The 21,641-nt window shown below is 59.1% G+C and carries 18 protein-coding genes; 13 read left to right on the top strand and 5 right to left on the bottom strand.

Annotated elements, in window-relative coordinates:
• Nucleotides 1-287 precede the first annotated feature (287 nt).
• From ppc to ACYZTR_RS22550, 7 genes are all read left to right on the top strand, one after another.
• Nucleotides 288-2,918, top strand: coding sequence for a phosphoenolpyruvate carboxylase (ppc, locus tag ACYZTR_RS22580; RefSeq protein ID WP_461973968.1), 2,631 nt, complete (start codon nt 288-290; stop codon nt 2,916-2,918).
• 289 nt (nt 2,919-3,207) lie between these two features.
• Nucleotides 3,208-3,855 (top strand): adenylate kinase, encoded by a 648-nt coding sequence (gene adk / locus ACYZTR_RS22575; protein ID WP_461973966.1) that lies wholly within the window; start codon nt 3,208-3,210, stop codon nt 3,853-3,855.
• A 93-nt stretch (nt 3,856-3,948) separates the two neighbouring features.
• The gene (gene tsaB / locus ACYZTR_RS22570; RefSeq protein WP_095128123.1) at nt 3,949-4,623 is read left to right on the top strand and encodes a tRNA (adenosine(37)-N6)-threonylcarbamoyltransferase complex dimerization subunit type 1 TsaB; all 675 of its coding nucleotides are present in this window, start codon (nt 3,949-3,951) and stop codon (nt 4,621-4,623) included.
• A gap of 176 nt (nt 4,624-4,799) precedes the next feature.
• The gene (locus ACYZTR_RS22565; RefSeq protein ID WP_461973964.1) at nt 4,800-5,105 is read left to right on the top strand and encodes a hypothetical protein; all 306 of its coding nucleotides are present in this window, start codon (nt 4,800-4,802) and stop codon (nt 5,103-5,105) included.
• Complete coding sequence (locus ACYZTR_RS22560; RefSeq protein WP_461973962.1) at nt 5,105-5,965, top strand: DUF72 domain-containing protein; 861 nt, start codon at nt 5,105-5,107, stop codon at nt 5,963-5,965. Before ACYZTR_RS22565 ends, ACYZTR_RS22560 begins: the two co-directional genes overlap by 1 nt.
• 33 nt (nt 5,966-5,998) lie before the next feature.
• Nucleotides 5,999-6,820, top strand: coding sequence for an isocitrate lyase/PEP mutase family protein (locus tag ACYZTR_RS22555; RefSeq protein WP_461973960.1), 822 nt, complete (start codon nt 5,999-6,001; stop codon nt 6,818-6,820).
• A 2-nt stretch (nt 6,821-6,822) separates the two neighbouring features.
• Entirely contained in the window at nt 6,823-7,518 is a 696-nt protein-coding gene (locus ACYZTR_RS22550) for an extensin-like domain-containing protein (RefSeq protein ID WP_461973958.1), read from the top strand.
• 17 nt (nt 7,519-7,535) lie between these two features.
• Here ACYZTR_RS22550 and ACYZTR_RS22545 read toward each other — a convergent pair whose 3' ends face one another.
• Nucleotides 7,536-8,162 (bottom strand): energy transducer TonB, encoded by a 627-nt coding sequence (locus tag ACYZTR_RS22545; protein WP_461973956.1) that lies wholly within the window; start codon nt 8,160-8,162, stop codon nt 7,536-7,538.
• A 94-nt stretch (nt 8,163-8,256) separates the two neighbouring features.
• Between ACYZTR_RS22545 and ACYZTR_RS22540 the strand changes: the two genes are divergently transcribed.
• Entirely contained in the window at nt 8,257-9,039 is a 783-nt protein-coding gene (locus ACYZTR_RS22540) for a class I SAM-dependent methyltransferase (protein ID WP_461973954.1), read from the top strand.
• Nucleotides 9,040-9,085: 46 nt separating this feature from the next.
• Here the strand turns inward: ACYZTR_RS22540 and ACYZTR_RS22535 are convergent, their stop codons facing one another.
• On the bottom strand, nt 9,086-9,721 hold the full coding sequence (locus tag ACYZTR_RS22535) for a TetR/AcrR family transcriptional regulator (RefSeq protein WP_461973952.1): 636 nt from the start codon (nt 9,719-9,721) through the stop codon (nt 9,086-9,088).
• Nucleotides 9,722-9,814: 93 nt separating this feature from the next.
• Here ACYZTR_RS22535 and ACYZTR_RS22530 point away from each other — a divergent pair, with 93 nt between their 5' ends.
• The 3 genes from ACYZTR_RS22530 (at nt 9,815) to ACYZTR_RS22520 (ending at nt 15,442) form a co-directional block, all read left to right on the top strand.
• Nucleotides 9,815-10,915: an efflux RND transporter periplasmic adaptor subunit gene (locus ACYZTR_RS22530; protein WP_461973950.1), complete on the top strand. Its 1,101-nt coding sequence runs from the start codon at nt 9,815-9,817 to the stop codon at nt 10,913-10,915.
• 6 nt (nt 10,916-10,921) lie between these two features.
• A complete protein-coding gene (locus ACYZTR_RS22525) occupies nt 10,922-13,993 on the top strand; it encodes an efflux RND transporter permease subunit (protein WP_461973948.1) in 3,072 nt (1,023 codons plus the stop codon).
• A 96-nt stretch (nt 13,994-14,089) separates the two neighbouring features.
• Complete coding sequence (locus ACYZTR_RS22520; RefSeq protein ID WP_461973946.1) at nt 14,090-15,442, top strand: Fic family protein; 1,353 nt, start codon at nt 14,090-14,092, stop codon at nt 15,440-15,442.
• Nucleotides 15,443-15,485: 43 nt separating this feature from the next.
• On the opposite strand, the gene ACYZTR_RS22515 is transcribed toward ACYZTR_RS22520, so the two are convergent.
• Both ACYZTR_RS22515 and plsB read right to left on the bottom strand, forming a co-directional pair.
• Entirely contained in the window at nt 15,486-16,175 is a 690-nt protein-coding gene (locus tag ACYZTR_RS22515) for a DUF4197 domain-containing protein (protein WP_461973944.1), read from the bottom strand.
• Nucleotides 16,176-16,272: 97 nt separating this feature from the next.
• Nucleotides 16,273-18,777, bottom strand: a complete 2,505-nt coding sequence (gene plsB, locus ACYZTR_RS22510; RefSeq protein ID WP_461973942.1) for a glycerol-3-phosphate 1-O-acyltransferase PlsB — start codon at nt 18,775-18,777, stop codon at nt 16,273-16,275.
• 164 nt (nt 18,778-18,941) lie between these two features.
• Between plsB and ACYZTR_RS22505 the strand changes: the two genes are divergently transcribed.
• Together ACYZTR_RS22505 and ACYZTR_RS22500 are read left to right on the top strand one after the other, a co-directional pair.
• Nucleotides 18,942-19,151, top strand: coding sequence for a cold-shock protein (locus tag ACYZTR_RS22505; protein ID WP_010462862.1), 210 nt, complete (start codon nt 18,942-18,944; stop codon nt 19,149-19,151).
• Nucleotides 19,152-19,519: 368 nt separating this feature from the next.
• Nucleotides 19,520-21,100: a hypothetical protein gene (locus ACYZTR_RS22500; protein ID WP_461973940.1), complete on the top strand. Its 1,581-nt coding sequence runs from the start codon at nt 19,520-19,522 to the stop codon at nt 21,098-21,100.
• 89 nt (nt 21,101-21,189) lie between these two features.
• Here the strand turns inward: ACYZTR_RS22500 and ACYZTR_RS22495 are convergent, their stop codons facing one another.
• Complete coding sequence (locus ACYZTR_RS22495; protein ID WP_461973938.1) at nt 21,190-21,567, bottom strand: hypothetical protein; 378 nt, start codon at nt 21,565-21,567, stop codon at nt 21,190-21,192.
• Nucleotides 21,568-21,641 lie beyond the last annotated feature (74 nt).

Genomic DNA, 21,641 nt, shown 5'->3' with positions numbered 1-21,641 from the left:
TGCCGAGCCTAGGCGAGGCACCGAATGGCGGGGCAGAAGCGCTTTGGTTACTTTCGCGCTTTTCGAAAGTGACTCGCTGTAAAAGCGAAACCACTAGCCGCCGTTACCGCAGAAACGGATATGTACCCCACCAATCCCAATCCCCAATCCCCAATCCCCAATCCCAAAATTTCTCAGGTAAACAGCATTCCCTTCCTCGTCTGCTTGTAAGAACCGCTTTACAGCGGCACTCTCTAACTCAAGAGCATGGACACCAAGTCACCCGGATTTTCGCTGGAGAACTGCTGATGACCGATATTGATGCACGCTTGCGCGAGGATGTTCACCTGTTGGGTGAGCTGTTGGGCAACACCATTCGTGAACAGTACGGGGACGGCTTTCTCGACAAGATCGAGCAGATCCGCAAAGGCGCCAAAGCCGACCGTCGCGGTTCGATGGACGCTGAACTGAGCGCCAGCCTCAACCAATTGAGCGAAGAAGAGTTGCTGCCGGTGGCGCGGGCGTTCAACCAGTTTCTCAACCTGGCCAATATCGCCGAGCAATATCAGCTGATTCACCGTCGCGAAGAGTCGCAGCCGGCGCCGTTCGAAGCGCGGGTACTGCCGGAATTGCTGGCTCGCCTGCTTGCCGAAGGCCATGGCGCCGAATCCCTGGCCCGGCAACTGGGGCGGCTGGAGATTGAACTGGTCCTCACCGCACACCCGACCGAAGTGGCGCGCCGCACGCTGATCCAGAAGTACGACGCCATTGCCGCGCAGCTGGCCGCCCAGGACCATCGCGACCTGACCACTGCCGAGCGCGAGCAGATCCACGCGAAGTTGCAGCGCCTGATCGCCGAAGCCTGGCACACCGAAGAAATCCGCCGCACCCGCCCGACGCCCGTCGATGAAGCCAAATGGGGTTTCGCGGTGATCGAGCATTCGCTGTGGCAGGCGATCCCCAACTATTTGCGCAAGGCCGATAAAGCGCTGCATGACGCCACCGGCCTGCATTTGCCGCTGGAAGCGGCACCGATTCGCTTTGCTTCGTGGATGGGTGGCGACCGGGACGGCAACCCGAACGTGACGGCTGCCGTCACCCGTGAAGTCTTGCTGCTGGCACGTTGGATGGCCGCCGATTTGTACGTGCGTGATGTCGATCGCCTGGCGGCCGAGTTGTCGATGCAGCAGGCCAGCGACGATTTGAAGGCCAAGGCCGGGGACAGCGCGGAACCCTACCGCGCGGTCCTTAAACAGTTGCGTGAGCGCCTGCGTGCGACGCGTAACTGGGCTCACGCCTCATTGACAACGGCCACGCCAGCAACGGCCGATGTGTTGCAAAACAACCGCGAGCTGCTCGATCCGCTGGAGCTGTGCTACCACTCGCTGCATGAGTGCGGCATGGGCGTGATCGCCGATGGGCCGCTGCTCGATTGCCTGCGCCGGGCGGTGACGTTCGGGCTGTTCCTGGTGCGGCTTGATGTGCGACAGGACTCGACACGACATACCGCGGCCATGACTGAAGTCACTGACTACCTCGGCCTCGGTCGTTACGAAGACTGGAGCGAGGAGGAGCGCATCACCTTCCTGATGCGCGAACTGAATAACCGGCGGCCGTTGCTGCCGGCGTACTTCAAACCGTCGGCCGACACCGCCGAGGTGCTGGCGACCTGCCGGGAAATCGCCGCGGCACCGGGCGCATCGCTCGGTTCTTATGTGATCTCCATGGCCGGCGCCGCTTCCGACGTGCTGGCCGTGCAACTGCTGCTCAAAGAGGCTGGCGTGTTGCGGCCGATGCGCGTGGTGCCGTTGTTCGAAACCCTTGCCGACCTCGACAACGCCGGCCCGGTGATCGAAAAGCTGTTGCTGTTGCCGGGTTATCGCGCGCGCCTGCAAGGGCCGCAGGAAGTGATGATCGGCTACTCCGACTCGGCCAAGGACGCCGGCACGACGGCGGCGGCCTGGGCGCAGTATCGGGCGCAGGAGCGCTTGGTAGACATCTGTCGCGAGCAGCAAGTGGAATTGCTGTTGTTCCACGGTCGCGGCGGCACCGTGGGTCGCGGTGGCGGTCCGGCGCACGCGGCGATTCTGTCGCAGCCGCCGGGTTCGGTGGCGGGGCGTTTCCGTACCACCGAGCAGGGGGAAATGATTCGTTTCAAATTCGGTCTACCGGACATCGCCGAGCAGAATCTCAATCTGTACCTGGCGGCGGTATTGGAAGCGACCTTGCTGCCGCCGCCTCCACCGGAGCCTGCCTGGCGCCATTTGATGGACGAATTGGCCGCTGACGGTGTCAGCGCTTATCGCGCCGTGGTGCGGGAAAATCCGCAGTTCGTTGAGTATTTCCGCCAGTCCACCCCAGAACAGGAACTGGGACGCTTGCCACTGGGCAGTCGCCCGGCCAAGCGCCGCGCCGGCGGGATTGAAAGCCTGCGGGCGATCCCGTGGATCTTCGGCTGGACCCAGACGCGTCTGATGCTACCGGCCTGGCTCGGTTGGGAAGCAGCGTTGAGCAAGGCGCTGGAGCGTGGTGAAGGCGAGCTGCTGGGGCAGATGCGCGAGCAGTGGCCGTTCTTCCGCACGCGCATCGATATGCTGGAAATGGTGTTGGCCAAGGCCGATGCCGATATCGCCCGATCCTACGATGAGCGCTTGGTCGAGCCGGATCTGCTCCCTTTGGGTGCGCATTTACGCGACCTATTGTCGCAGGCCTGTTCGGTGGTCCTGGGGCTGACCGGTCAGTCGCAGCTACTGGCACATAGCCCAGCCACGCTTGAATTCATCCGCTTGCGCAACACTTACCTCGACCCTCTTCATCTATTGCAGGCCGAGTTGTTGGCGCGTTCGCGACAACAGGAAGTGGCGCAGGGCAGCCCGGTAGAACAGGCGCTGCTGGTGTCTGTGGCGGGGATTGCCGCCGGTTTGCGTAATACCGGCTAAGGTTTTCGTCGTGGGTCAAGGCACTCGGCGCGAGCGTCGAGTTGCCTGTGGGCGAGGGGTTGAAAAGTGCTGCCAGGCGACAGTTAGTGATGGGGTTGCGACTAGGGTTACCCCGACGAAAGGCCACATCAGGCGCGGGTTTCTCCGACTTTCGGCGGCTTGTGTGGTCCGGGCCTGCTGTGTATCTTGATCAGCCTTTGACCGTTTGGGCGGTCACGACCCTTTTTTTGAGATTGGCCCCACGAGGCGAATCTGACGTTATCTATATAAAAAATTGAGGAGCACATCGATGCGCGTCATTCTGCTGGGAGCTCCCGGAGCCGGTAAAGGTACTCAGGCTAAGTTCATCACCGAAAAATTCGGTATCCCGCAAATTTCCACCGGCGACATGCTGCGTGCCGCGGTCAAGGCCGGCACCGAACTGGGCCTGATCGCCAAGAGCGTCATGGACAGCGGTGGTCTGGTTTCCGATGACCTGATCATCAACCTGGTCAAGGAACGCATCAGCCAGGCCGATTGCGAGAACGGTTTTCTGTTCGACGGTTTCCCGCGCACCATTCCTCAGGCTGAAGCCCTGGTGAAAGCCGGCGTCGAGTTGGATCACGTGGTCGAAATCGCCGTCGACGACGAAGAAATCGTGCAGCGTATCGCCGGTCGTCGTGTTCACGAAGCCAGCGGCCGCGTGTACCACACCGTCTACAACCCGCCGAAAATCGCCGGTAAAGACGACATCACCGGTGAAGCACTGGTGCAGCGCAAGGACGACACCGAAGAAACCGTGCGTCATCGCCTGTCGGTCTACCATTCCCAGACCAAGCCACTGGTAGCGTTCTACCAGAACCTGGCCGCTGATCAGGGCAAGCCGAAGTACAGCCACATCGTTGGCGTCGGCTCGGTTGAAGTGATCACTGGCAAGGTGCTTGAAGCACTGAGCTGAAAAGTCTGAATCGCTTCATCTTCTACGGCCCGCTTGCGGGCCGTAGTTGTTTATACTGACGCACTTTTTCTGACATCTCTTACGGAAACATCGATGAGCACCTTGCTGGCCCTGGACACTGCGACTGAAGCTTGCTCCGTTGCCTTGCTGCATGACGGCAAGGTTACGAGCCATTACGAGGTGATCCCGCGCCTGCATGCGCAGAAGTTGCTGCCGATGATTCAGCAATTGCTGGCCGACGCTGGCACCACCCTGCAAGCGGTCGATGCCATCGCTTTCGGACGTGGTCCGGGTGCGTTCACGGGTGTGCGGATCGCCATCGGCGTGGTGCAGGGGCTGGCGTTTGCGCTGGATCGCCCGGTGTTGCCGGTGTCGAACCTGGCCGTGTTGGCGCAACGGGCGTATCGCGAACACGGCGTGAGCCAGGTCGCAGCCGCCATCGATGCGCGGATGGATGAAGTGTATTGGGGTTGCTACCGCGAAACGGCGGGGGAGATGCGGCTGGTCGGCAATGAAGCGGTGTTGCCGCCGGAAGTGGCAGCGTTACCGGCTGATGCCAGTGGTGAGTGGTTTGGCGCCGGCACTGGCTGGGGTTATGCCGAGCGTATCGCCGTGAGCCTGACCGGGCAGGATGCGGGCATGCTGCCTCACGCTGAAGACCTGCTGACCCTGGCACGTTTTGCCTGGGCGCGCGGCGAAGCGATCGTGGCTGATGAGGCGCAGCCGGTGTACCTGCGCGATAAAGTCGCCACCCCCAAAGCACGTTAATTCCCAGCGTTCGAGTCGGCCCCTTCGCGAAGGCGATCTAAAGGATGTAACCAATCGTCGATTTACACTCCCGCTTTTAAACCTTTTCCATTTTCTGTGTTCTAGTTATCACTCGGCGGTTTGCGAAGTGGGTTATGTGCCACTAAACTGCCATTACTGATACCGGACATGTACTCATGCGTATAGACGGCGTTTCCTCCCAGTCCTACCCCATCAAGCGCAAGCCTCGCAAAGGCACTGTGGCGGATGACGACTACGTCGATATCGACGGCGAGCTGGAAATTCCTTCCGAAGAGCAATTGGCCGCCCGTGCCGCCAAAGCTTCCGCGCAACGCCTGAGCAATCTCCCGGCTCGTCAGCAAGACATGATCTACCACCGCGCCATGAGCAAAAGCGTCGCCACGGCACTCGCCAGCTACCTGAGCACCGCCGGTTTCGTCGATTGGGATACGGATGTGCTGGGCCTCGACCTGTACATCTGATGTTGCTGCCTTACTACCTGGGCTGCCCGTCCTGGAGTGAAAACGCCTGGCGCGACTATCTTTATCCGGCAGATGCCAAACCCGCCGAATTTCTGAATCTCTATTCCCAAGTGTTCAACGCCGTGGAAGGCAATACGACCTTCTACGCGAGCCCGGCTGCGACCACCGTGCAGCGTTGGGCCGAGACCATGCCGGAACACTTTCGCTTCACTGCCAAGTTCCCAGGTGACATCAGCCACAGCGGTGACCTGCGCGAACAGTTGACCGCTGCCGACACCTTCCTGCAATTGCTCAGCCCCCTCGGTGAACGGGTTTCACCGCTGTGGCTGCAACTGTCCAAAAGCTTCACGCCGCAACGATTGCCCGAACTGGCCGGATTCATCGATGCGCTTGAGCGGCCTCTGGCAGTTGAGGTACGGCATGGCGAATTTTTCGCCAAGGGCGATGCCGAGAGAAGGCTCAATCGTCTGCTGCTGGATCGGGGGGTCGAGCGTATCTGCCTCGATCCCAGAGCGCTGTTCAGCTGCACATCGACCGATGCCTCGGTACTTCACGCCCAATCGAAAAAGCCTAGAGTGCCGACCCGTCCGGCAGCCTTCACGCAATGTCCGCAGGTGCGCTTCATCGGCCATCCGCAACTTGAGGCCAACGACCCGTTCCTGGTGCCGTGGGTCGAGAAAATCGCCGTGTGGATCGAAGAGGGCCGCACGCCTTATATCTTCCTGCACACCGCCGACAATCTGCTGGCCGCCAAACTGGCGCAACGTTTTCACGCACAACTGATGCTGCGTTTGCCTGGCCTGCCGCCGCTGCCTGAGCTATACAGAGAGCCCGCTGCCGAGCAACTTGGCCTGCTCTGAAGCGGATTCCTTGCCTTTTTCTGGAGCCTGCCAATGGATGCGCAAACCCTTCGAGCCCAAGCGTTCAAAGCACTGCACGAACGCGAGGGTGCTTTTGTCATTCCCAACCCGTGGGACGCCGGCTCGGCGAAAATGCTCGCCAGCCTTGGCTTCGAAGCGCTGGCGACCACCAGTGCCGGTTACGCCTTTTCCAACGCCCGCCCCGATGGCGGCCTGACGCTGGACGACACCTTGGCAAACGTTCGGGCGATTGTCGCGGCAACTGATCTGCCAGTAGCGGTCGATCTGGAAAACGGCTTCGCTGACGATCCAGCCGAATGCGCACAGAGTATTTTGCGTGCAGCAGAGGCCGGAGCTGTCGGCGGCTCGATCGAAGATGCCACGGGTCGTGAAGAATCACCGATTTACTGCTTCGAGCATGCCGTTGCACGCATCGAGGCTGCCGTGGCAGCAGCTCGCAGCTTGCCGTTTCCTTTCGTGCTGACAGCCCGGGCCGAAAACTTTCTGCACGGCAATCCTGATCTCGCCGATACCATTCGCCGCTTGCAGGCATTTGCAGAGGCGGGTGCCAACGTACTTTATGCGCCGGGTCTGCGCAGTGCTGAGGACGTGTTGGCGGTGGTCCGCGCCGTGGCGCCGAAGCCGGTCAATGTGTTGATGTCTGGCGGACTGAAGTTGACGGTCGAGCAGTTGAGCGAAATGGGCGTCAAACGCATCAGCGTCGGCTCGGCGCTGGCCCTGGCAGCGTATGGCGAGTTTTTCCGCGCTGCTGAAGAGATCAAAACGTCCGGCACGTTCGGGTTCACGTCGCGATCCATGCCGTACGCCCAGGCCAATCAATTGTTCAAAGGCTGACGATGCGGTTTCGGTGGTGGCTGCTGTTAATGTTGTTGGTCATGGGCGCGGCGGCCGTGAGCGTCTGGCGCGGCTGGATCTCTCTGCCATCCCAGTGGAATCCTTGGGCGCCGCTGGACGTGAAGGCCGCGCCGAATTTTCTGACCCGCTACAAACTGATGCGCCTGCGCGATGATCCGCAGTTGTGCGATCAAGCCCTGAGCAGCTCCGGATTGCGCGTGACCCATCAGGCCGACAGCCCCGACGCGACGTGCCCGTTGATCAACACGTTGCGTGTGCAAGGCGGCGAGGTGGCCCTGAGCAGCAGTTTCCTCGCCAGTTGTCGCCTGGCGGTGTCGTTCGCCCTGTTCGAACACCACGCCCTGCAACCGGCGGCACAGGCGGTGTACGGCCAAGCGGTTACGCGTGTCGACCATCTCGGCAGCTTTGCCTGCCGCAACGTCTACAGCCGCGAAAACGGCAGACGCAGCCAGCATGCCAGCGCCAATGCACTGGATATCGCCGGTTTCCGCTTGGCCGATGGCCGATCCATCAACGTGCTCAAGGATTGGCCGAAGGATAATCAGGACGCACAGTTTTTACGCCAGGTCCGCGATGGCGCCTGCGACATGTTCAGTGTGGTATTGAGCCCGGATTACAACGCCGCCCATCGCAATCACTTTCATGTGGATGTCGGGCCGTGGTGGGTGTGTCGCTGAGGGCCTGTTATTGAAGGTCAGGCGGCGATGCGCAGATTCTGCAGGACGATCGGGCGAGCCCAGCCGTTGTCGAAATCCAGTTGTTTCTGTTGTTCCACCCGCGCTTCGGGCGAGAACGGCGGGAATGGCTTGTCCAGCAGATCGAGTTCGAATTCGGCGATTGGCAGGTGCAGCGGGCGCGGTTGCGGTTGCGGTGCGGCGCCAGGCGCTGGCAGTGGTTGACCGGCCGTGAGCACGATCGGGCGGACCCAACCGCTTTCGAAGTCCTGTTGCTTCTGTTGGTCGACGATTTCTTGTGCCGGGAACGGAGGGAAAGGTTTGTCGGCCAGGTCCATGTCGAATTCGGCAATCGGCAGGAACAGTGGCTCTGGCGGACGGACCTCGGTTTCTTTCACATCGCATTCGCGCTGGGAAATGATGTGTGCGTAGAGCTCGCTGCCGACGGTCGGCTCGACCGGGCTCTCAAGATCAACCGGTGGGAAAGTCCCGCATGCAGGCACCACATCACTCGACTGTTCGGCCAAGGCCTGGGCAAAGAAATCTTGCCACAGGTGACTGACGCCGCTCAGTGCTTGGGAGTTTTGCAGGCCATAATCGCCATGACGCGATAGGTAGCCTACGGATGTGGTTTGAATGTCTGACATTTCTCTCGGTCGACGCTCAGGTCTGGCAAAATGCTCGATAGTTTTGTTATCGGACGTTTTTTGCCGATCATTAATTTTTTGAGCACCTTTTCCCATGATTGAGCAACCCGCGGCCTGCCGCATCCATGTCGAGGCTTCGGCCCCGGCGTTTCAGCCACAGGCCGAGCAATGGGCCGAGCGCCTGGGCTTGCCCATGCAGGTGGATGACGGCGAGTTTGCCTTGCAGGTGGGCGAACAGGGTTTACAGCTGCAGCAACTGGGCCCGGACGCGCCGGGGCCGGTGCGGGTGGACTTCGTCGAGGGCGGTGCGGCCCATCGCCGTTTGTACGGCGGCGGTAGCGGTCAGATGATCGCCAAGGCTGTCGGGGTTGCCCAAGGCGTGCGTCCGCGGGTGCTGGATGCCACGGCGGGGTTGGGCAAAGATGCGTTCGTGCTGGCGAGCCTGGGCTGCGAGATGAGCCTGATCGAGCGTCAGCCGCTGATTGGCGCTTTGCTTGAAGATGGCCTGGCACGCGGCGCGGAGGACTTTGATGTGGCGCCGATCGTGGCGCGGATGCGCTTGCTCAAGGGCAATTCGATCGAGGTGATGCGCAATTGGGAGGGCGAGCCGCCGCAGGTGATCTACCTCGACCCGATGTTTCCCCATCGTGAGAAAACTGCCTTGGTTAAGAAGGAAATGCGCCTGTTCCGGCCGCTGGTCGGCGATGACCCGGATGCGCCGGCGTTGCTCGAAGCCGCGTTGGCCCTGGCCAGCCACCGGGTGGTGGTCAAGCGGCCGCGCAAGGCACCGTGCATTGAAGGGCCGAAGCCGAGCCATGCGCTGGATGGCAAATCCAGCCGGTATGACATTTATCCGAAAAAGGCGCTGAAGCCTTAAGACCGTGTACCGATCGTTCCCACGCAGAGCGTAGGAACGATCATCGCTAGGGCCGATAAGCCCGCATAAACAACCGCACCACTTCCCGCACATGGCTCTCGGCCGCATCCCCGGTCAACGGCTTGCCACACCCGTAAAGCAGCCTGAAATTCCCCGCACCCTTGAGCAAGCAGAAGAAATGCTCGGCCGCATTGCGCGGTTTGTCGATGCTCAAGGCACCGCTCTGATCAACCTTGATCAGCAACCGCTCCATGCCATGCAGCATGCGCTCAGGCCCAGCCTCGAAGAAGATCAGCGAAAGTTTCGGATCCTGGCTGCCCAGCGTCATCATCAGTCGATGCAGGTTGACCGATTCGTCGCTGTTGATCAGCTGATGAAAACCGCGCGCGATGTTCAGCAGCACCGTTTCTACGGCAATGCCGTCCGGCAATTCGAAAAACAGCGTCGGCAACTGCTCTTCGCACTTGGCCATCACAGCGGCGGAGAACAGTGTCTCCTTGTCGTCGAAATGGCTATAGACCGTCAGCTTCGACACACCGGCCTCGGCCGCCACGGCGTCCATGCTGGTATTCGCATAACCCTTGCTCAAAAACAGAATTTTCGCCGCATCAAGGATCGCTCGGCGCTTGGCCAAATCCTTGGGACGGCCTGGGCCGTTGGGTGCTGAAAGATTGTTAGGCATATGCGCTTTTATTACTGGACTGGTGAGTTTGCTATTAATAACATACCGCCCAGTATAATTATTCCAAGCACCATTAGCGAAAGGTCCTTCACCATGTTCCGCTATGCCTTGCCCCTCGCGTTGCCAGTCAGTCTGGTGTTTTTATTGTCTGCGTGTGGTCACGAAGAGGCGCCTCAAGTCACCATTCGTCCGGCCATGGTCGTGCAGCCAGAGCCTTCGGTTCAGGCAATGGAAAGTTTCCCCGGTGAAGTCCGCGCACGGTATGAGCCGGACCTGGCGTTTCGCATTGGCGGTAAAGTCAGTCGACGACTGGTCGAAGAGGGACAGCGGGTCAAGGCCGACCAACCGTTGGCGGAGCTCGATCCTCAGGATGTACGCCTGCAACTGGAAGCCACCCGTGCCCAGGTCGCCGCTGCCGAGGCCAATCTGAGCCTGGTGCGTGCCGAGCGTGATCGCTACAAGACCTTAATGGACCGTCAGATGGTCAGTCGTTCGCAGTACGACAATTCTGAAAATCTTTACCGATCCGGTGAAGCACGCCTCAAGCAAATCAAAGCCGAATTCAACGTCTCGACCAATCAGGCCAGTTACGCCGTGCTGCGTGCGCCTCAGGATGGCGTGGTGGCCAAGCGTGCGGTCGAAGTCGGGCAAGTCGTGGCGGCCGGGCAAACGGTGTTTACCCTCGCCACCGATGGCGAGCGCGAAGTGTCGATCAGCCTGCCGGAACAAAGTTTCGGCCGTTTCAAGGTGGGTCAGCCAGTCTCGGTAGAACTCTGGACCCAACCCGACCAACGTTTCGCCGGGCGCATCCGTGAACTGTCGCCTGCTGCCGATCCGAAATCGCGCACCTTTGCCGCCCGCATCGCTTTCACCACCGGCAAGGTCCCCGCAGAGCTCGGTCAGAGCGCCCGAGTGTTTATCCAGACCGCCGACGTGGTGTCGCTGTCGGTACCACTGTCGGCCGTCACCGCGGAAAACGGTGCCACCTACGTTTGGGTGCTTGGCGCCAACAACACTTTGAAAAAAGCCCCGGTCCGGGTCGGTGCCTTCGGCGAGAAAACCGTGCCGGTGCTCGAAGGCCTGAACGCCAGCGATTGGGTGGTGGCGGCTGGTGTTCATGTGCTTCATGACGGGCAGCAAGTGCGCCCGGTGGATCGCTCCAACCGCGTGGTCAATCTGGCGGACAAGGAGTAATCCCCGATGGGTTTCAATCTTTCCGAATGGGCGCTGCGTAATCGCCAGATCGTACTGTTCCTGATGCTCCTGCTGGCAGTTGTCGGCGCACTGTCCTACACCAAACTCGGCCAAAGTGAAGACCCGCCGTTCACCTTCAAGGCCATGGTGATTCGTACCATTTGGCCGGGGGCCACGGCGCAGGAAGTGTCGCGCCAGGTCACCGAGCGCATTGAAAAGAAACTGATGGAAACCGGCGAGTACGAGCGCATCGTTTCGTTCTCCCGTCCGGGTGAATCCCAAGTGACTTTCGTCGCCCGTGATTCCATGCACTCGGTGGAAATCCCGGCCCTCTGGTACCAGGTTCGCAAGAAAATCAGCGACATCCGCCAGACCCTGCCACCGGGCATCCAGGGGCCATTCTTCAATGATGAGTTCGGCACAACGTTTGGCAATATCTACGCGCTGACCGGCGACGGTTTTGATTACGCGGTGCTCAAGGACTACGCCGACCGCGTCCAGATTCAGCTGCAACGGGTCAAGGATGTCGGCAAGGTCGATCTGCTCGGGTTACAGGACGAGAAGATCTGGATCGAACTCTCCAACGTCAAACTCGCCACCCTGGGTCTCCCTTTGGCGGCGGTGCAGCAAGCCCTTGAAGAGCAGAATGCGATGTCCACCGCCGGGTTCTTCGAGACCACCAGCGAACGCTTGCAGCTACGCGTCTCGGGGAATTTTCAGACAGTCGAAGAGATCAAGAGCTTCCCGATTCGCGTAGGAGATCGCACCTTCCGCATCTCCGATGTGGCGGATGTGCATCGAGGATTCAACGATCCGCCAGCGCCGCGCATGCGCTTCATGGCGCAAAATGCCATCGGTCTGGCCGTGGCGATGAAGGACGGTGGCGACATTCTGGTGCTGGGCAAGGCGCTGGAAATCGAGTTCGACCGGATCCAGAAAAATCTCCCTGCCGGTATGCAGCTGCGCAAGGTCTCCGACCAGCCAGCCGCAGTGAAAAGCAGCGTCGGCGAATTTGTTCAGGTGCTGGTGGAAGCGCTGGCAATCGTCCTGCTGGTGAGCTTTTTCTCCCTCGGTGTGCGCACCGGCATGGTGGTAGCGCTGGCGATTCCTTTGGTATTGGCGATGACCTTCGCCTGTATGTATTACCTCGGCATCGGCCTGCACAAAATTTCCCTCGGGGCGTTGGTGCTGGCGCTGGGGTTGTTGGTGGACGACGCGATCATCGCCGTGGAAATGATGGCGATCAAAATGGAGCAGGGTTTCGACCGGATCAAGGCGGCCAGTTACGCCTGGACCAGCACCGCATTCCCGATGCTCACCGGTACGCTGATCACCGCTGCCGGCTTCCTGCCGATAGCCACTGCGCAATCGGGTACCGGCGAATACACCCGTTCGATCTTCCAGGTGGTGACCATCGCGCTGCTGGCCTCGTGGGTTGCCGCCGTGGTGTTTGTGCCGTATCTGGGGGAAAAGCTCCTGCCGGATCTGGCGAAAATTCATGCCGCCAAACACGGCACCGGCGACGGCCAGCCCGATCCTTATGACACGCCGTTCTATCAGCGCGTCAGACGCCTGGTGGAGTGGTGCGTGCAGCGACGCAAGACGGTCATTGTCCTGACGGTCGTGTTGTTTATCGGCTCTGTCGTCCTGTTTCGCTTTGTGCCACAGCAGTTTTTCCCGGCATCGGGTCGTCTGGAATTGATGGTCGATTTGAAACTGGCCGAAGGCGCCTCGTTGAGCAACACCAGCGATGAGGTCAACCGCCTCGAAACACTGCTCAAGGATCACGCCGGTATCGATAACTATGTCGCTTACGTTGGCACCGGTTCGCCGCGTTTTTACCTACCGCTGGATCAACAACTTCCTGCGGCGAGCTTCGCGCAGTTTGTAGTCCTGGCCAAGACCATCGAGGAGCGCGAAACCCTGCGCACCTGGCTGATCGAAACCCTCAATGAACAATTCCCGGCCCTGCGTTCGCGGGTTACGCGTCTGGAGAACGGACCGCCGGTTGGCTATCCGGTGCAGTTCCGGGTCACCGGTGAGCACATCGAGGAAGTCCGCGCGCTGGCTCGTAAAGTCGCGGCCAAGGTTCGCGAGAATCCGCACGTGGCCAACGTCCATCTGGACTGGGAGGAACCGAGCAAAGTTGTTTATCTGAACGTTGATCAGGACCGTGCCCGGGCGCTTGGCGTGAGCACTGCGAACCTGTCGAAGTTCCTGCAAAGCTCACTGACCGGTTCCAGCGTCAGCCAGTACCGTGAAGACAACGAATTGATCGAGATTCTGTTGCGCGGCACGTTGCATGAGCGCACTGAGCTGTCGTTGCTGCCGAGTCTGGCCGTACCGACTGACAACGGTCGCAGCGTAGCGCTGTCGCAGATCGCGACGCTGGAATACGGTTTCGAAGAAGGCATCATCTGGCACCGCAACCGCTTGCCTAACGTGACGGTGCGCGCCGACATTTACGGCAAGGAACAACCGGCGACGCTGGTGCAGCAGATCATGCCGACTCTCGATCCGGTTCGTGCCGAGCTACCGGACGGGTATCTGCTGGAGGTCGGTGGCACGGTGGAGGACTCGGCTCGCGGGCAGAATTCGGTGAAGGCCGGTGTGCCGCTTTTCATCGTGGTGGTGCTGACGTTGCTGATGCTGCAACTGCGCAGTTTCTCACGCACGGTGATGGTGTTTCTTACAGCGCCGCTGGGCTTGATTGGTGTGACGCTGTTCTTGATGGTGTTTCGTCAGCCATTTGGTTTTGTGGCGATGCTTGGGACCATCGCGTTGTCCGGGATGATCATGCGTAACTCGGTGATTCTGGTGGACCAGATCGAGCAGGACATCGCCGCCGGGCTCAAGCCGTGGCAAGCGATTATCGAAGCTACGGTGCGGCGTTTCCGGCCGATTGTGTTGACTGCGCTCGCGGCGGTGCTGGCGATGATTCCGCTGTCACGCAGCGTGTTCTTCGGGCCGATGGCGGTGGCGATCATGGGTGGGTTGATTGTGGCGACGGCGTTGACGTTGCTGTTTTTGCCGGCGCTGTATGCGGCTTGGTTCAGGGTCAAGAAAGAGTCGGTCTGATTTCCTACGTGTATTTCAGATCCCTCTGATATTGAGTCAGAGGGATCTGAATGCTGTACTCAAAACTCGGTTTCATGAGTTTTTGAGACATCGATTATGAAAAAGCCGCCCATTTTGACGGGAAGGACCGACCCGGTGTTCGACCTGTTGGGAAAGTCGCCCCACAAGGAACGCCTCTCGGACTACCTCGCCCTGCTGAAGCCGCTGGACGATCAGGGGCGCTATCTGCCTTTCGATGAGTTGCGCTACCGCTGGGCGCCAGGGCTGGATTCGAATCTGTGCTGGGCGTTGGTGAAGAAAGCCCGGGCAGCGCAGTATTCGAGCCTTCTGCCCTTGGGCGAGCCAATACGGTGGGGCAACTTCGTGCTCACGCCGCTGGCGCAGAAAGCTGTTTCCGCCGTCGATCGACAAGGCACAACGGCCGCGCTGGAGTACATGACCAGTCAGATCGGTGAACACGCGCATTTCAGTTATTTGTTGAATGACTTGATCGAAGATGAAGCCATTAGCAGCAGTCAGCTAGAAGGCGCGGCGACCACCACGCGGGTGGCCAAGGACATGCTCAAGCGCAAACGCCTGCCGCGTACACCGGATGAGCGAATGGTGATCGGCAACTACAAGATGATGAACTTCGCTTGGGAAAAGCGTTATGAGGTCCTGAGTGTCGAGCTGATTTCAGCCATGCACCGGGTTGGCGTCGAGGGCATTGATGACGCGCAATATTCGCCGGGGGAATTCAGGGGTAGCGATGACGTGGTGGTGCAGGACGGCGAAGGCAACACCGTTCATACACCGCCTCCTGCAGCGGGGCTGGTGTCACGATTGCAGGTGCTGTCGAAGTGGATCAATCAGCCCCATGACGATCCCGATCAAGTGGATTACTTTCATCCACTGATCAAAGGCATCGCAGTGCATTTTGCTCTGGGCTATGAGCATCCGTTCCGCGATGGCAACGGCCGGGTCGCAAGGGCGTTGTTTTATTGGTTCATGTTCAAGAATGACTTCTCTGCCTTTCGCTACATTGCTATCAGTATTTTGCTGCGCAATGCGCCGGTGAAATACGGGAGGTCGTATCTGAACACTGAAGCTGATGACCTGGACCTGACCTATTTCATCGATTTCCAGTGTTCGGTCATCCTGCGGGCTGTCAGCGGTTTTACCGAGGCTTATCGGAAAAGCCTGGTGTATGCCGAAAGCTTTGATCGCTGGTTGTTGGAGTCCGGTTTTTTTGACCGATTGACCGAGAAACAGCGAGCTGTATTCCAAGTGGCCGAGAGTGGCATGGCCAAGGAGTTTACGGCGGTCAATGTGAAAGAGAATCTGGACTGCTCTTACAACACCGCGTCGGCCACGTTGAATGGGTTGGTCGAATTGGAGGTGTTTGAGAAAAGGAAGATCGGTCGCGAGTGGGTCTTCTTTCTGCGGGCTCAAAACACAACCCCGTTCTGATCGATCCCACGCAGAGCGTGGGATCGATCAGCGGGAGAGAGTATTAGAGCGTACCAAACACCTTCTTCGCCAGACTGGTCGCTGCCGCCGCAGGATTCTGGCGGAGGGTTTCTTCCTGTTTACCGATCATCTCGAACAAACCGTTCAACGCCTGCTCGGTCACGTAGCTTTCGATGTTGGCGTTCTTCGCGTCCAACACACCCAGCGTCGCGGCTTGCCCTGCGAATGAGTTGTACTGCTTGGCCAGGCCCACCTGATCGGTGGCTTGCTTGACGATCGGCAGGAATTTCACGCGGATCTGTTCGCGGCTGGTTTTGCTCAGGTACTGAGTGGCGGAGTCCTTACCGCCGCTGAGAATGCCCTTGGCATCCTCCACGGTCATCTTCTTCACCGCATCCACCAGGATCGGCTGGGCCTGGGTCACGGCGGTTTCCGCCGCTTTGTTCATGCTGGTTTCCAGCTGATCGACCTGAGCGCCCATGCCGAAGGCTTTCATCTTGCTGGCGACCTTGCCAAGCTTGCCCGGCAATTCGATTTTCACGTCCGGGTTGTTGCTGAAGCCGCCCGGCGTGCCGAGTTGTTTCACGGCCAGTTGCGCGCCTTGGGTCAGGGCATCCTTGAGGCCGCCGGTGGCGTCTTTTTGCGACAGGTCGCTGAGTGACAACGCCAGCGCGCTGGCGGAGATCATCAAGCCTGCGCACAGGCTGGCGAAGCGAAGGGTAGGGTGGAACATGGCAGCTTCCTTGTTCGAATAGAGAATTAGCGGGCGGCATCGACGCGGATTTTCAGTGGGTCGAGGGCGCCAGAAACAGCCTGGCGCCGGTAGGAATTTAATCGGTCTGCACCGGTGCTGCGACTTGGTCCGCCGCATCTTCACTGCGATGCAGCGCAACCTGACGAATCGACAAGCGAATCTCCGCCGACAACACCCGTTTGGCCGCACCTTCCGCCAGTTCTCCCAGCAGTTCGTGATAACTCAGCTTGCCGGCCTCGTCACGCTTGAGCACGTCGAGGTCGAGCATTGTCTGGATGAAATGGCGGAACAGGCTCTTGTCGAAGAATTCCGGGGCGTTCAGGCCATGGAGGATCGACAGGCGTTGGGCCATGACCGTGCACAGGTCTTCCAGCTCTTCGGCGCTGATGCTGTTTTGGCCGCTGTTGAGCAGCAGCGAGACCGTCATGTAGAAGCGTTGCAGGGTCTGGGCGATGCTTTTCGACAGCAGCGTCAGCAGCACAAAGTGCCGCGAACTCGGCGCCGGACGCAGGTAGACGTCATTCTCAAAACGCAACAGACCTTGCTCGACGAACGCTTCGAGCCATTGATCGATCACCGCATCCAGCTCGTCCAGCGACCAGCGAATGAACAGCTCTGATTGCAGGTACGGATAGAGTGCGCGGGTGTAGCGCAGGATCTGTTCGCGGCTCATGCGCGAGGCGCTCTGGAAGAAACTCGCCAGTAGCGCGGGCAGGGCGAAAATGTGCAAAACGTTGTTGCGGTAGTAGGTCATCAGGACGGCGTTCTGCTCGTCCAGATACAGAATCTTGCCCAGGGCATCGCTCTGCTCGGACAACAAATCCATGTCCTTCACGTGCTCGATCAGCGCCCGGCCATCGCCTTCCGGCAACGTGGTGTGTGGCGAGTAAGGAACCTTGCGCAACAACGCCAAATACAGATCAAGTACCCGCGCCATGGCGCGATCATCCAGGGCCAGGCGGCTGGTGGACAGCAGCGCCAGGGCCACGAGGTTGACCGGGTTGATTGCCGCGGCTTCGTTGAGATGCTGTGCGACTTTCTCGCCGAGGCGGTGGGTGGTTTCGTTGAGCCAGGCCGGTTGGAACTGCGGGCCGAGTTCCTGTTTACGCCAGTCCGGCTGTTCGCTGTCGAGAAATTCCGCCAGTTTGATTGGTTCGCCGAAGTTCACCGCCACTTGGCCGAAGCGCTGCTTGAGGGCGCCGATGACTTTGAAGATGTCGAAGATCGATTCTTTTTTCTTGCTCGCACCCCGCAGCTCGCCGAGGTAGGTCCGGCCTTCCAGCACGCGCTCGTAACCGATGTAGACTGGGATGAAGACGATCGGCATCCGCGACGAACGCAAGAAGCTGCGCAGGGTGATCGCGAGCATGCCGGTTTTCGGTTGCAGCATGCGCCCGGTGCGCGAGCGGCCACCCTCGACGAAGTACTCCACCGGGAAGCCTTTGGTGAACAGGGTGTGCAGGTATTCGTTGAACACCGAGGTGTAGAGCGGGTTGCCCTTGAAGGTGCGGCGCATGAAGAACGCACCGCCGCGCCGCAGCAGGCTGCCGATGACTGGCATGTTGAGGTTGATCCCGGCGGCAATGTGCGGCGGGGTCAGGCCGTTGCGGAACAGCAGGTAGGACAGCAGCAGGTAGTCAATGTGGCTGCGATGGCACGGCACGTAGATCACTTCGTGACCCTGAGCGACCTTCTGCACGCCTTCGATGTGGTTGACTTTGATCCCGTCGTAGATCTTGTTCCAGAACCAGCTCAGCACCACTTCCAGGAAGCGGATCGCGGTGTAGGTGTAGTCCGAGGCGATTTCGTTGCCAAAGCGCAGGGCCTGGGCCTTGGCTTTCTCCGGGGAGATGTTTTCGCGCTCGGCTTCGTCAAGGATCGCTTGCTTGACCAGGGGCTGGTTGAGCAGGCCCTTGACCAGGTTGCGACGGTGGGAAATGTCCGGGCCGATCACGGCGGCTTTCAGGTTGCGGAAGTGCACCCGCAGAATTCGCTGGGCCATGCGCACGGTGCGCTCGTGGCCCTTGTTGTGATCGATCAGCTCACGCAGATGAATTGGCGCCGAGAACTGCACCCGGGTCTTGCGTCCCAGAACGATGATGCTCAGCAACCGGCGCAGACGCCCGGTGACCGCCCAGCTGTCGGCGAAGAGCAGTTTCCACGGGCTCGATTCGCTGTCCGGCGACTGACCCCAGAACACGCTGACCGGAATGATCTGCGCATCTTCAGCGGCGTTCTGGCTCAGGGCACTGACCAGGCGAGTCAGGGTCGGCGGCGCGCCACGTTTGTCCTGGCGGCCGAGCCAGTCGGGCTCCGGCGTCAGGTAAAAGAACGCGGCGGGTTCCACCAGCGTACCTACGGATACCGGCAACACCGGGCGCGGCAGGCCGGCCTTGCTGCACTCGGTATCGACCACGGCAAGGTCGGTCAGCGAAGGGTTTTGCAGGACGTAGAACACCGGACGACTGCGGTCGAGGTTGAGGGTGAACGAAGACTGATTGATCGTCTCCGAGCGAACCCAGAGATACAACAGTCGGCGCAGAGTGCCAAACACAAGACGGCGGAGCGGGGAACGGGTCATACGGCTTCTGCGTGAGTGGATAAAACCGAGCGTTTGCTCGGGCGGGCGATAGTGTGCCGTATTCGCCGAAAATCGGCAAAAAAGCGGTAAGTAAAGTTGAGTTGAGAGTTTTGACGGCTGTCATATACTCGGCCGCTCAAAATAAAAAGAAGAGGGACTGATACATGGCTACGCGCGAAACCGGCAACGTGAAGTGGTTCAACGACGCCAAGGGCTACGGCTTCATTCAGCGCGAGGACGGGGTGGACGTGTTCGTGCACTACCGCGCGATCCGCGGCGAAGGACACCGTTCGTTGGCTGAAGGCCAGCAGGTTGAATATGCGGTGGTGACCGGCGAGAAAGGCTTGCAGGCTGAGGATGTGGTGGGGCTGTAAACCGTATCTTACGGATCACCGAAAATCACTGTGGGAGCGAGCTTGCTCGCGATGAGGCCCTTTCAGTCAACATCAATGTTGAATGTCAGTTCGCTATCGCGAGCAAGCTCGCTCCCACAGGTTTTGCGTACTGGTTTTAAACAGTTTTCCAGGTGATTTCTTCTTCACCATCCGCGCTGATACGCATCCAGCGATCCGCGGTCTCTTCACCTTCTTCCTCGATCCACGTAGTGTAATTTTTCATCCTTACATTGATGCTGGATGCTCAACCACCTGTCATATCTGACAGTAGACTGCTTTTTTCCACCAACCTAACCTCGGCGTAAATAATCTCTGAGCTCGCAACTGCTGGCGCAGGAAAGTCGGGAGTGATCGACATGTGGAGAATCATTGGCTTTTTGCTGGCGCTGACTGTGGCTGGTTGCAATTCGCAAGGAATCCAATCCGACCATGAACTGCCGACTTCCGGCCAGGCAATGTCTTCGGTCATGACATTGCCGGGGCAGGACGGTAGCGAGGTATTCACTACCCAGCAAGCCACAGTGTTCAAAGTGGTCGAAGCACCAGCGGGTGAGTTGAATGTCGACACCCTTGGTAATAACGCAACGGTGCAGGTGCGTTACCCGACACTAGCGACCCGCGATACCGTCGGTGTTCGACTGACAGGCGTGGCGTTGCGTGATGCACCGATTCAGACCGTATCTACGGTCGGCGTACTTACGTTCAACTTGCCCAAGGCGTGGATTACCGAGAACCTCAATCGCACGGTGACCTTGACTTACACCTATAAGGTGGGCGGCGCCGGCAATCTGATCACCTCGTCACCCTTGAGCATCCGTGTGATTGGCGCTCAGGGCCAAACGGTGTTCAAAGTTGTCGAAGCGCCGGCTGGTGAGTTGAATGCCGACTCCCTGGGCGCCAATGCCACTGTGCAGGTGCGTTACCCGACGTTGGCGACCCGCGATACCGTCGGCGTGCGCCTGACTGGTGTGGCGTTGCGTGATGCGCCGATCCAGACCGTGTCTACTGTCGACGTGCTTACGTTCAACCTGCCCAAGGCGTGGATCACCGAGAACCTCAACCGCACGGTGAACCTGACCTACACCTACAAGGTGGGCGGCGCGGGTAGTTTGATTACTTCTTCTGCGTTGCCAGTCCGTATTGTCGCGCCACTGTCGGCAGGCGCGAAAACCGTCGAGAACATTAATCGTCGCTATGAGTCCACCCCCGCCTTTTGCGGCGCCAATGCGGCTTATTACTGTAGTGGCGTAGTCATCCGTGCGACTGAAAATGGTAATTATGATCCGTGGAATCCTAGTCCCTCTGCGATCGCATTAGGCGCGGTGTCGTTTTCATTTATGCGAAAAGACGCCAATGTGAAGTCGCTCTATCACAATAGCGGGTTCATTTTTTTGAACCCCGATGAAGCGATTCCTCAAAAGAAAATCATGGAATATCTGTGTATCTATGCATGGGATGGTGCAACGTTGATTCCAGGTCGGCTGGACAAGGGGTGTGGGTTCAAGCCAATGCGCGTAGTGGCTCGAGACTTGAGCACCTGCGCGAGTAAGAACGTACGTACACCCGCACAATGGTATGCCTTCACCAAAACGATACCCAATGAGCAATATCAATGTTCCCTGAGCACTGCCGATCCTGCTCAGTTCCTCACGAGTATTACCGTGCGGGCAAATCGTCCGGCCAATATAAAAGAGTTCTGGAACGAACTGATGATCAATCTTTGGCCGCAGAACGAAGGGCAGAAATTACCCATTGAGGCGTTTTTCTACAACGCCCAGGTGAGTACCTCGTTAGCGGAGGCAAAGACTTACCAGACCAAGTATAAAAACAAAACGGGTCTTTGGGTGCCCGTGGTGAGGCTTGATTTCGCGCAGTTGCAGGGCAAACCTTTCACTTTTAATTCGGGAGATCAAGCTATCCAGCAGTAATCCTGGCTTCTCTCATTAAAAGATGCTTCTTGAAGGGCGTTTTTTAATGAGAGATAAATAGCTCAGCGCCAATGATCCTGATGCTGTGATTACGCGGTTTTCCAGGTGATTTCTTCTTCACCATCAGCGCTGATGCGCATCCAGCGATCGGCTGTCTCTTCACCTTCTTCTTCAACCCAACTGCCCGGCGCGCAACGCACTTCAACGTTCAGCGCAGCAAACGCAGCGCGGGCGCAGGCGATGTCGTCTTCCCACGGGGTCTGGTCGCTTTCCAGGTACAGGCTGTTCCATTTGCCCACGGCTTTCGGTAGCCAGGTCACGGGCACGTTGCCGGCCTTGCACTTATAGGTCTGGCCTTTCTGAACCCAGTCGGTGCATGGGCCCAAAGCTTCGCCGAGCCAGGCCGCGATGGCCTTGTAGTCGACGTCGGCGTCTTTCAGGTAAATCTCGATATCGGGTTGGCGCATGGATGTCCTCACTGCGGGTCTGAAAAATCCATTCGCGGATTTAGCCGGCCTTGAGCCGTTGCTCAAGACCAAAA

This window comes from Pseudomonas sp. Hz4, from assembly GCF_054898165.1.
This window is presented reverse-complemented; position numbering and strand designations above follow the sequence as displayed.

What these genes read in the sequence shown, in the direction of transcription:
- ACYZTR_RS22535 (WP_461973952.1), bottom strand. Translation starts at nt 9,721, where the DNA reads ATGCCTAACAATCTTTCAGCACCCAACGGCCCAGGCCGTCCCAAGGAT.
- ACYZTR_RS22530 (WP_461973950.1), top strand. Translation starts at nt 9,815, where the DNA reads ATGTTCCGCTATGCCTTGCCCCTCGCGTTGCCAGTCAGTCTGGTGTTT.
- ACYZTR_RS22495 (WP_461973938.1), bottom strand. Translation starts at nt 21,567, where the DNA reads ATGCGCCAACCCGATATCGAGATTTACCTGAAAGACGCCGACGTCGAC.
- ACYZTR_RS22515 (WP_461973944.1), bottom strand. Translation starts at nt 16,175, where the DNA reads ATGTTCCACCCTACCCTTCGCTTCGCCAGCCTGTGCGCAGGCTTGATG.
- ACYZTR_RS22555 (WP_461973960.1), top strand. Translation starts at nt 5,999, where the DNA reads ATGGATGCGCAAACCCTTCGAGCCCAAGCGTTCAAAGCACTGCACGAA.
- ACYZTR_RS22565 (WP_461973964.1), top strand. Translation starts at nt 4,800, where the DNA reads ATGCGTATAGACGGCGTTTCCTCCCAGTCCTACCCCATCAAGCGCAAG.
- tsaB (WP_095128123.1), top strand. Translation starts at nt 3,949, where the DNA reads ATGAGCACCTTGCTGGCCCTGGACACTGCGACTGAAGCTTGCTCCGTT.
- ACYZTR_RS22550 (WP_461973958.1), top strand. Translation starts at nt 6,823, where the DNA reads ATGCGGTTTCGGTGGTGGCTGCTGTTAATGTTGTTGGTCATGGGCGCG.
- ACYZTR_RS22505 (WP_010462862.1), top strand. Translation starts at nt 18,942, where the DNA reads ATGGCTACGCGCGAAACCGGCAACGTGAAGTGGTTCAACGACGCCAAG.
- plsB (WP_461973942.1), bottom strand. Translation starts at nt 18,777, where the DNA reads ATGACCCGTTCCCCGCTCCGCCGTCTTGTGTTTGGCACTCTGCGCCGA.
- ACYZTR_RS22560 (WP_461973962.1), top strand. Translation starts at nt 5,105, where the DNA reads ATGTTGCTGCCTTACTACCTGGGCTGCCCGTCCTGGAGTGAAAACGCC.
- ACYZTR_RS22520 (WP_461973946.1), top strand. Translation starts at nt 14,090, where the DNA reads ATGAAAAAGCCGCCCATTTTGACGGGAAGGACCGACCCGGTGTTCGAC.
- ACYZTR_RS22525 (WP_461973948.1), top strand. Translation starts at nt 10,922, where the DNA reads ATGGGTTTCAATCTTTCCGAATGGGCGCTGCGTAATCGCCAGATCGTA.
- adk (WP_461973966.1), top strand. Translation starts at nt 3,208, where the DNA reads ATGCGCGTCATTCTGCTGGGAGCTCCCGGAGCCGGTAAAGGTACTCAG.
- ppc (WP_461973968.1), top strand. Translation starts at nt 288, where the DNA reads ATGACCGATATTGATGCACGCTTGCGCGAGGATGTTCACCTGTTGGGT.
- ACYZTR_RS22540 (WP_461973954.1), top strand. Translation starts at nt 8,257, where the DNA reads ATGATTGAGCAACCCGCGGCCTGCCGCATCCATGTCGAGGCTTCGGCC.
- ACYZTR_RS22545 (WP_461973956.1), bottom strand. Translation starts at nt 8,162, where the DNA reads ATGTCAGACATTCAAACCACATCCGTAGGCTACCTATCGCGTCATGGC.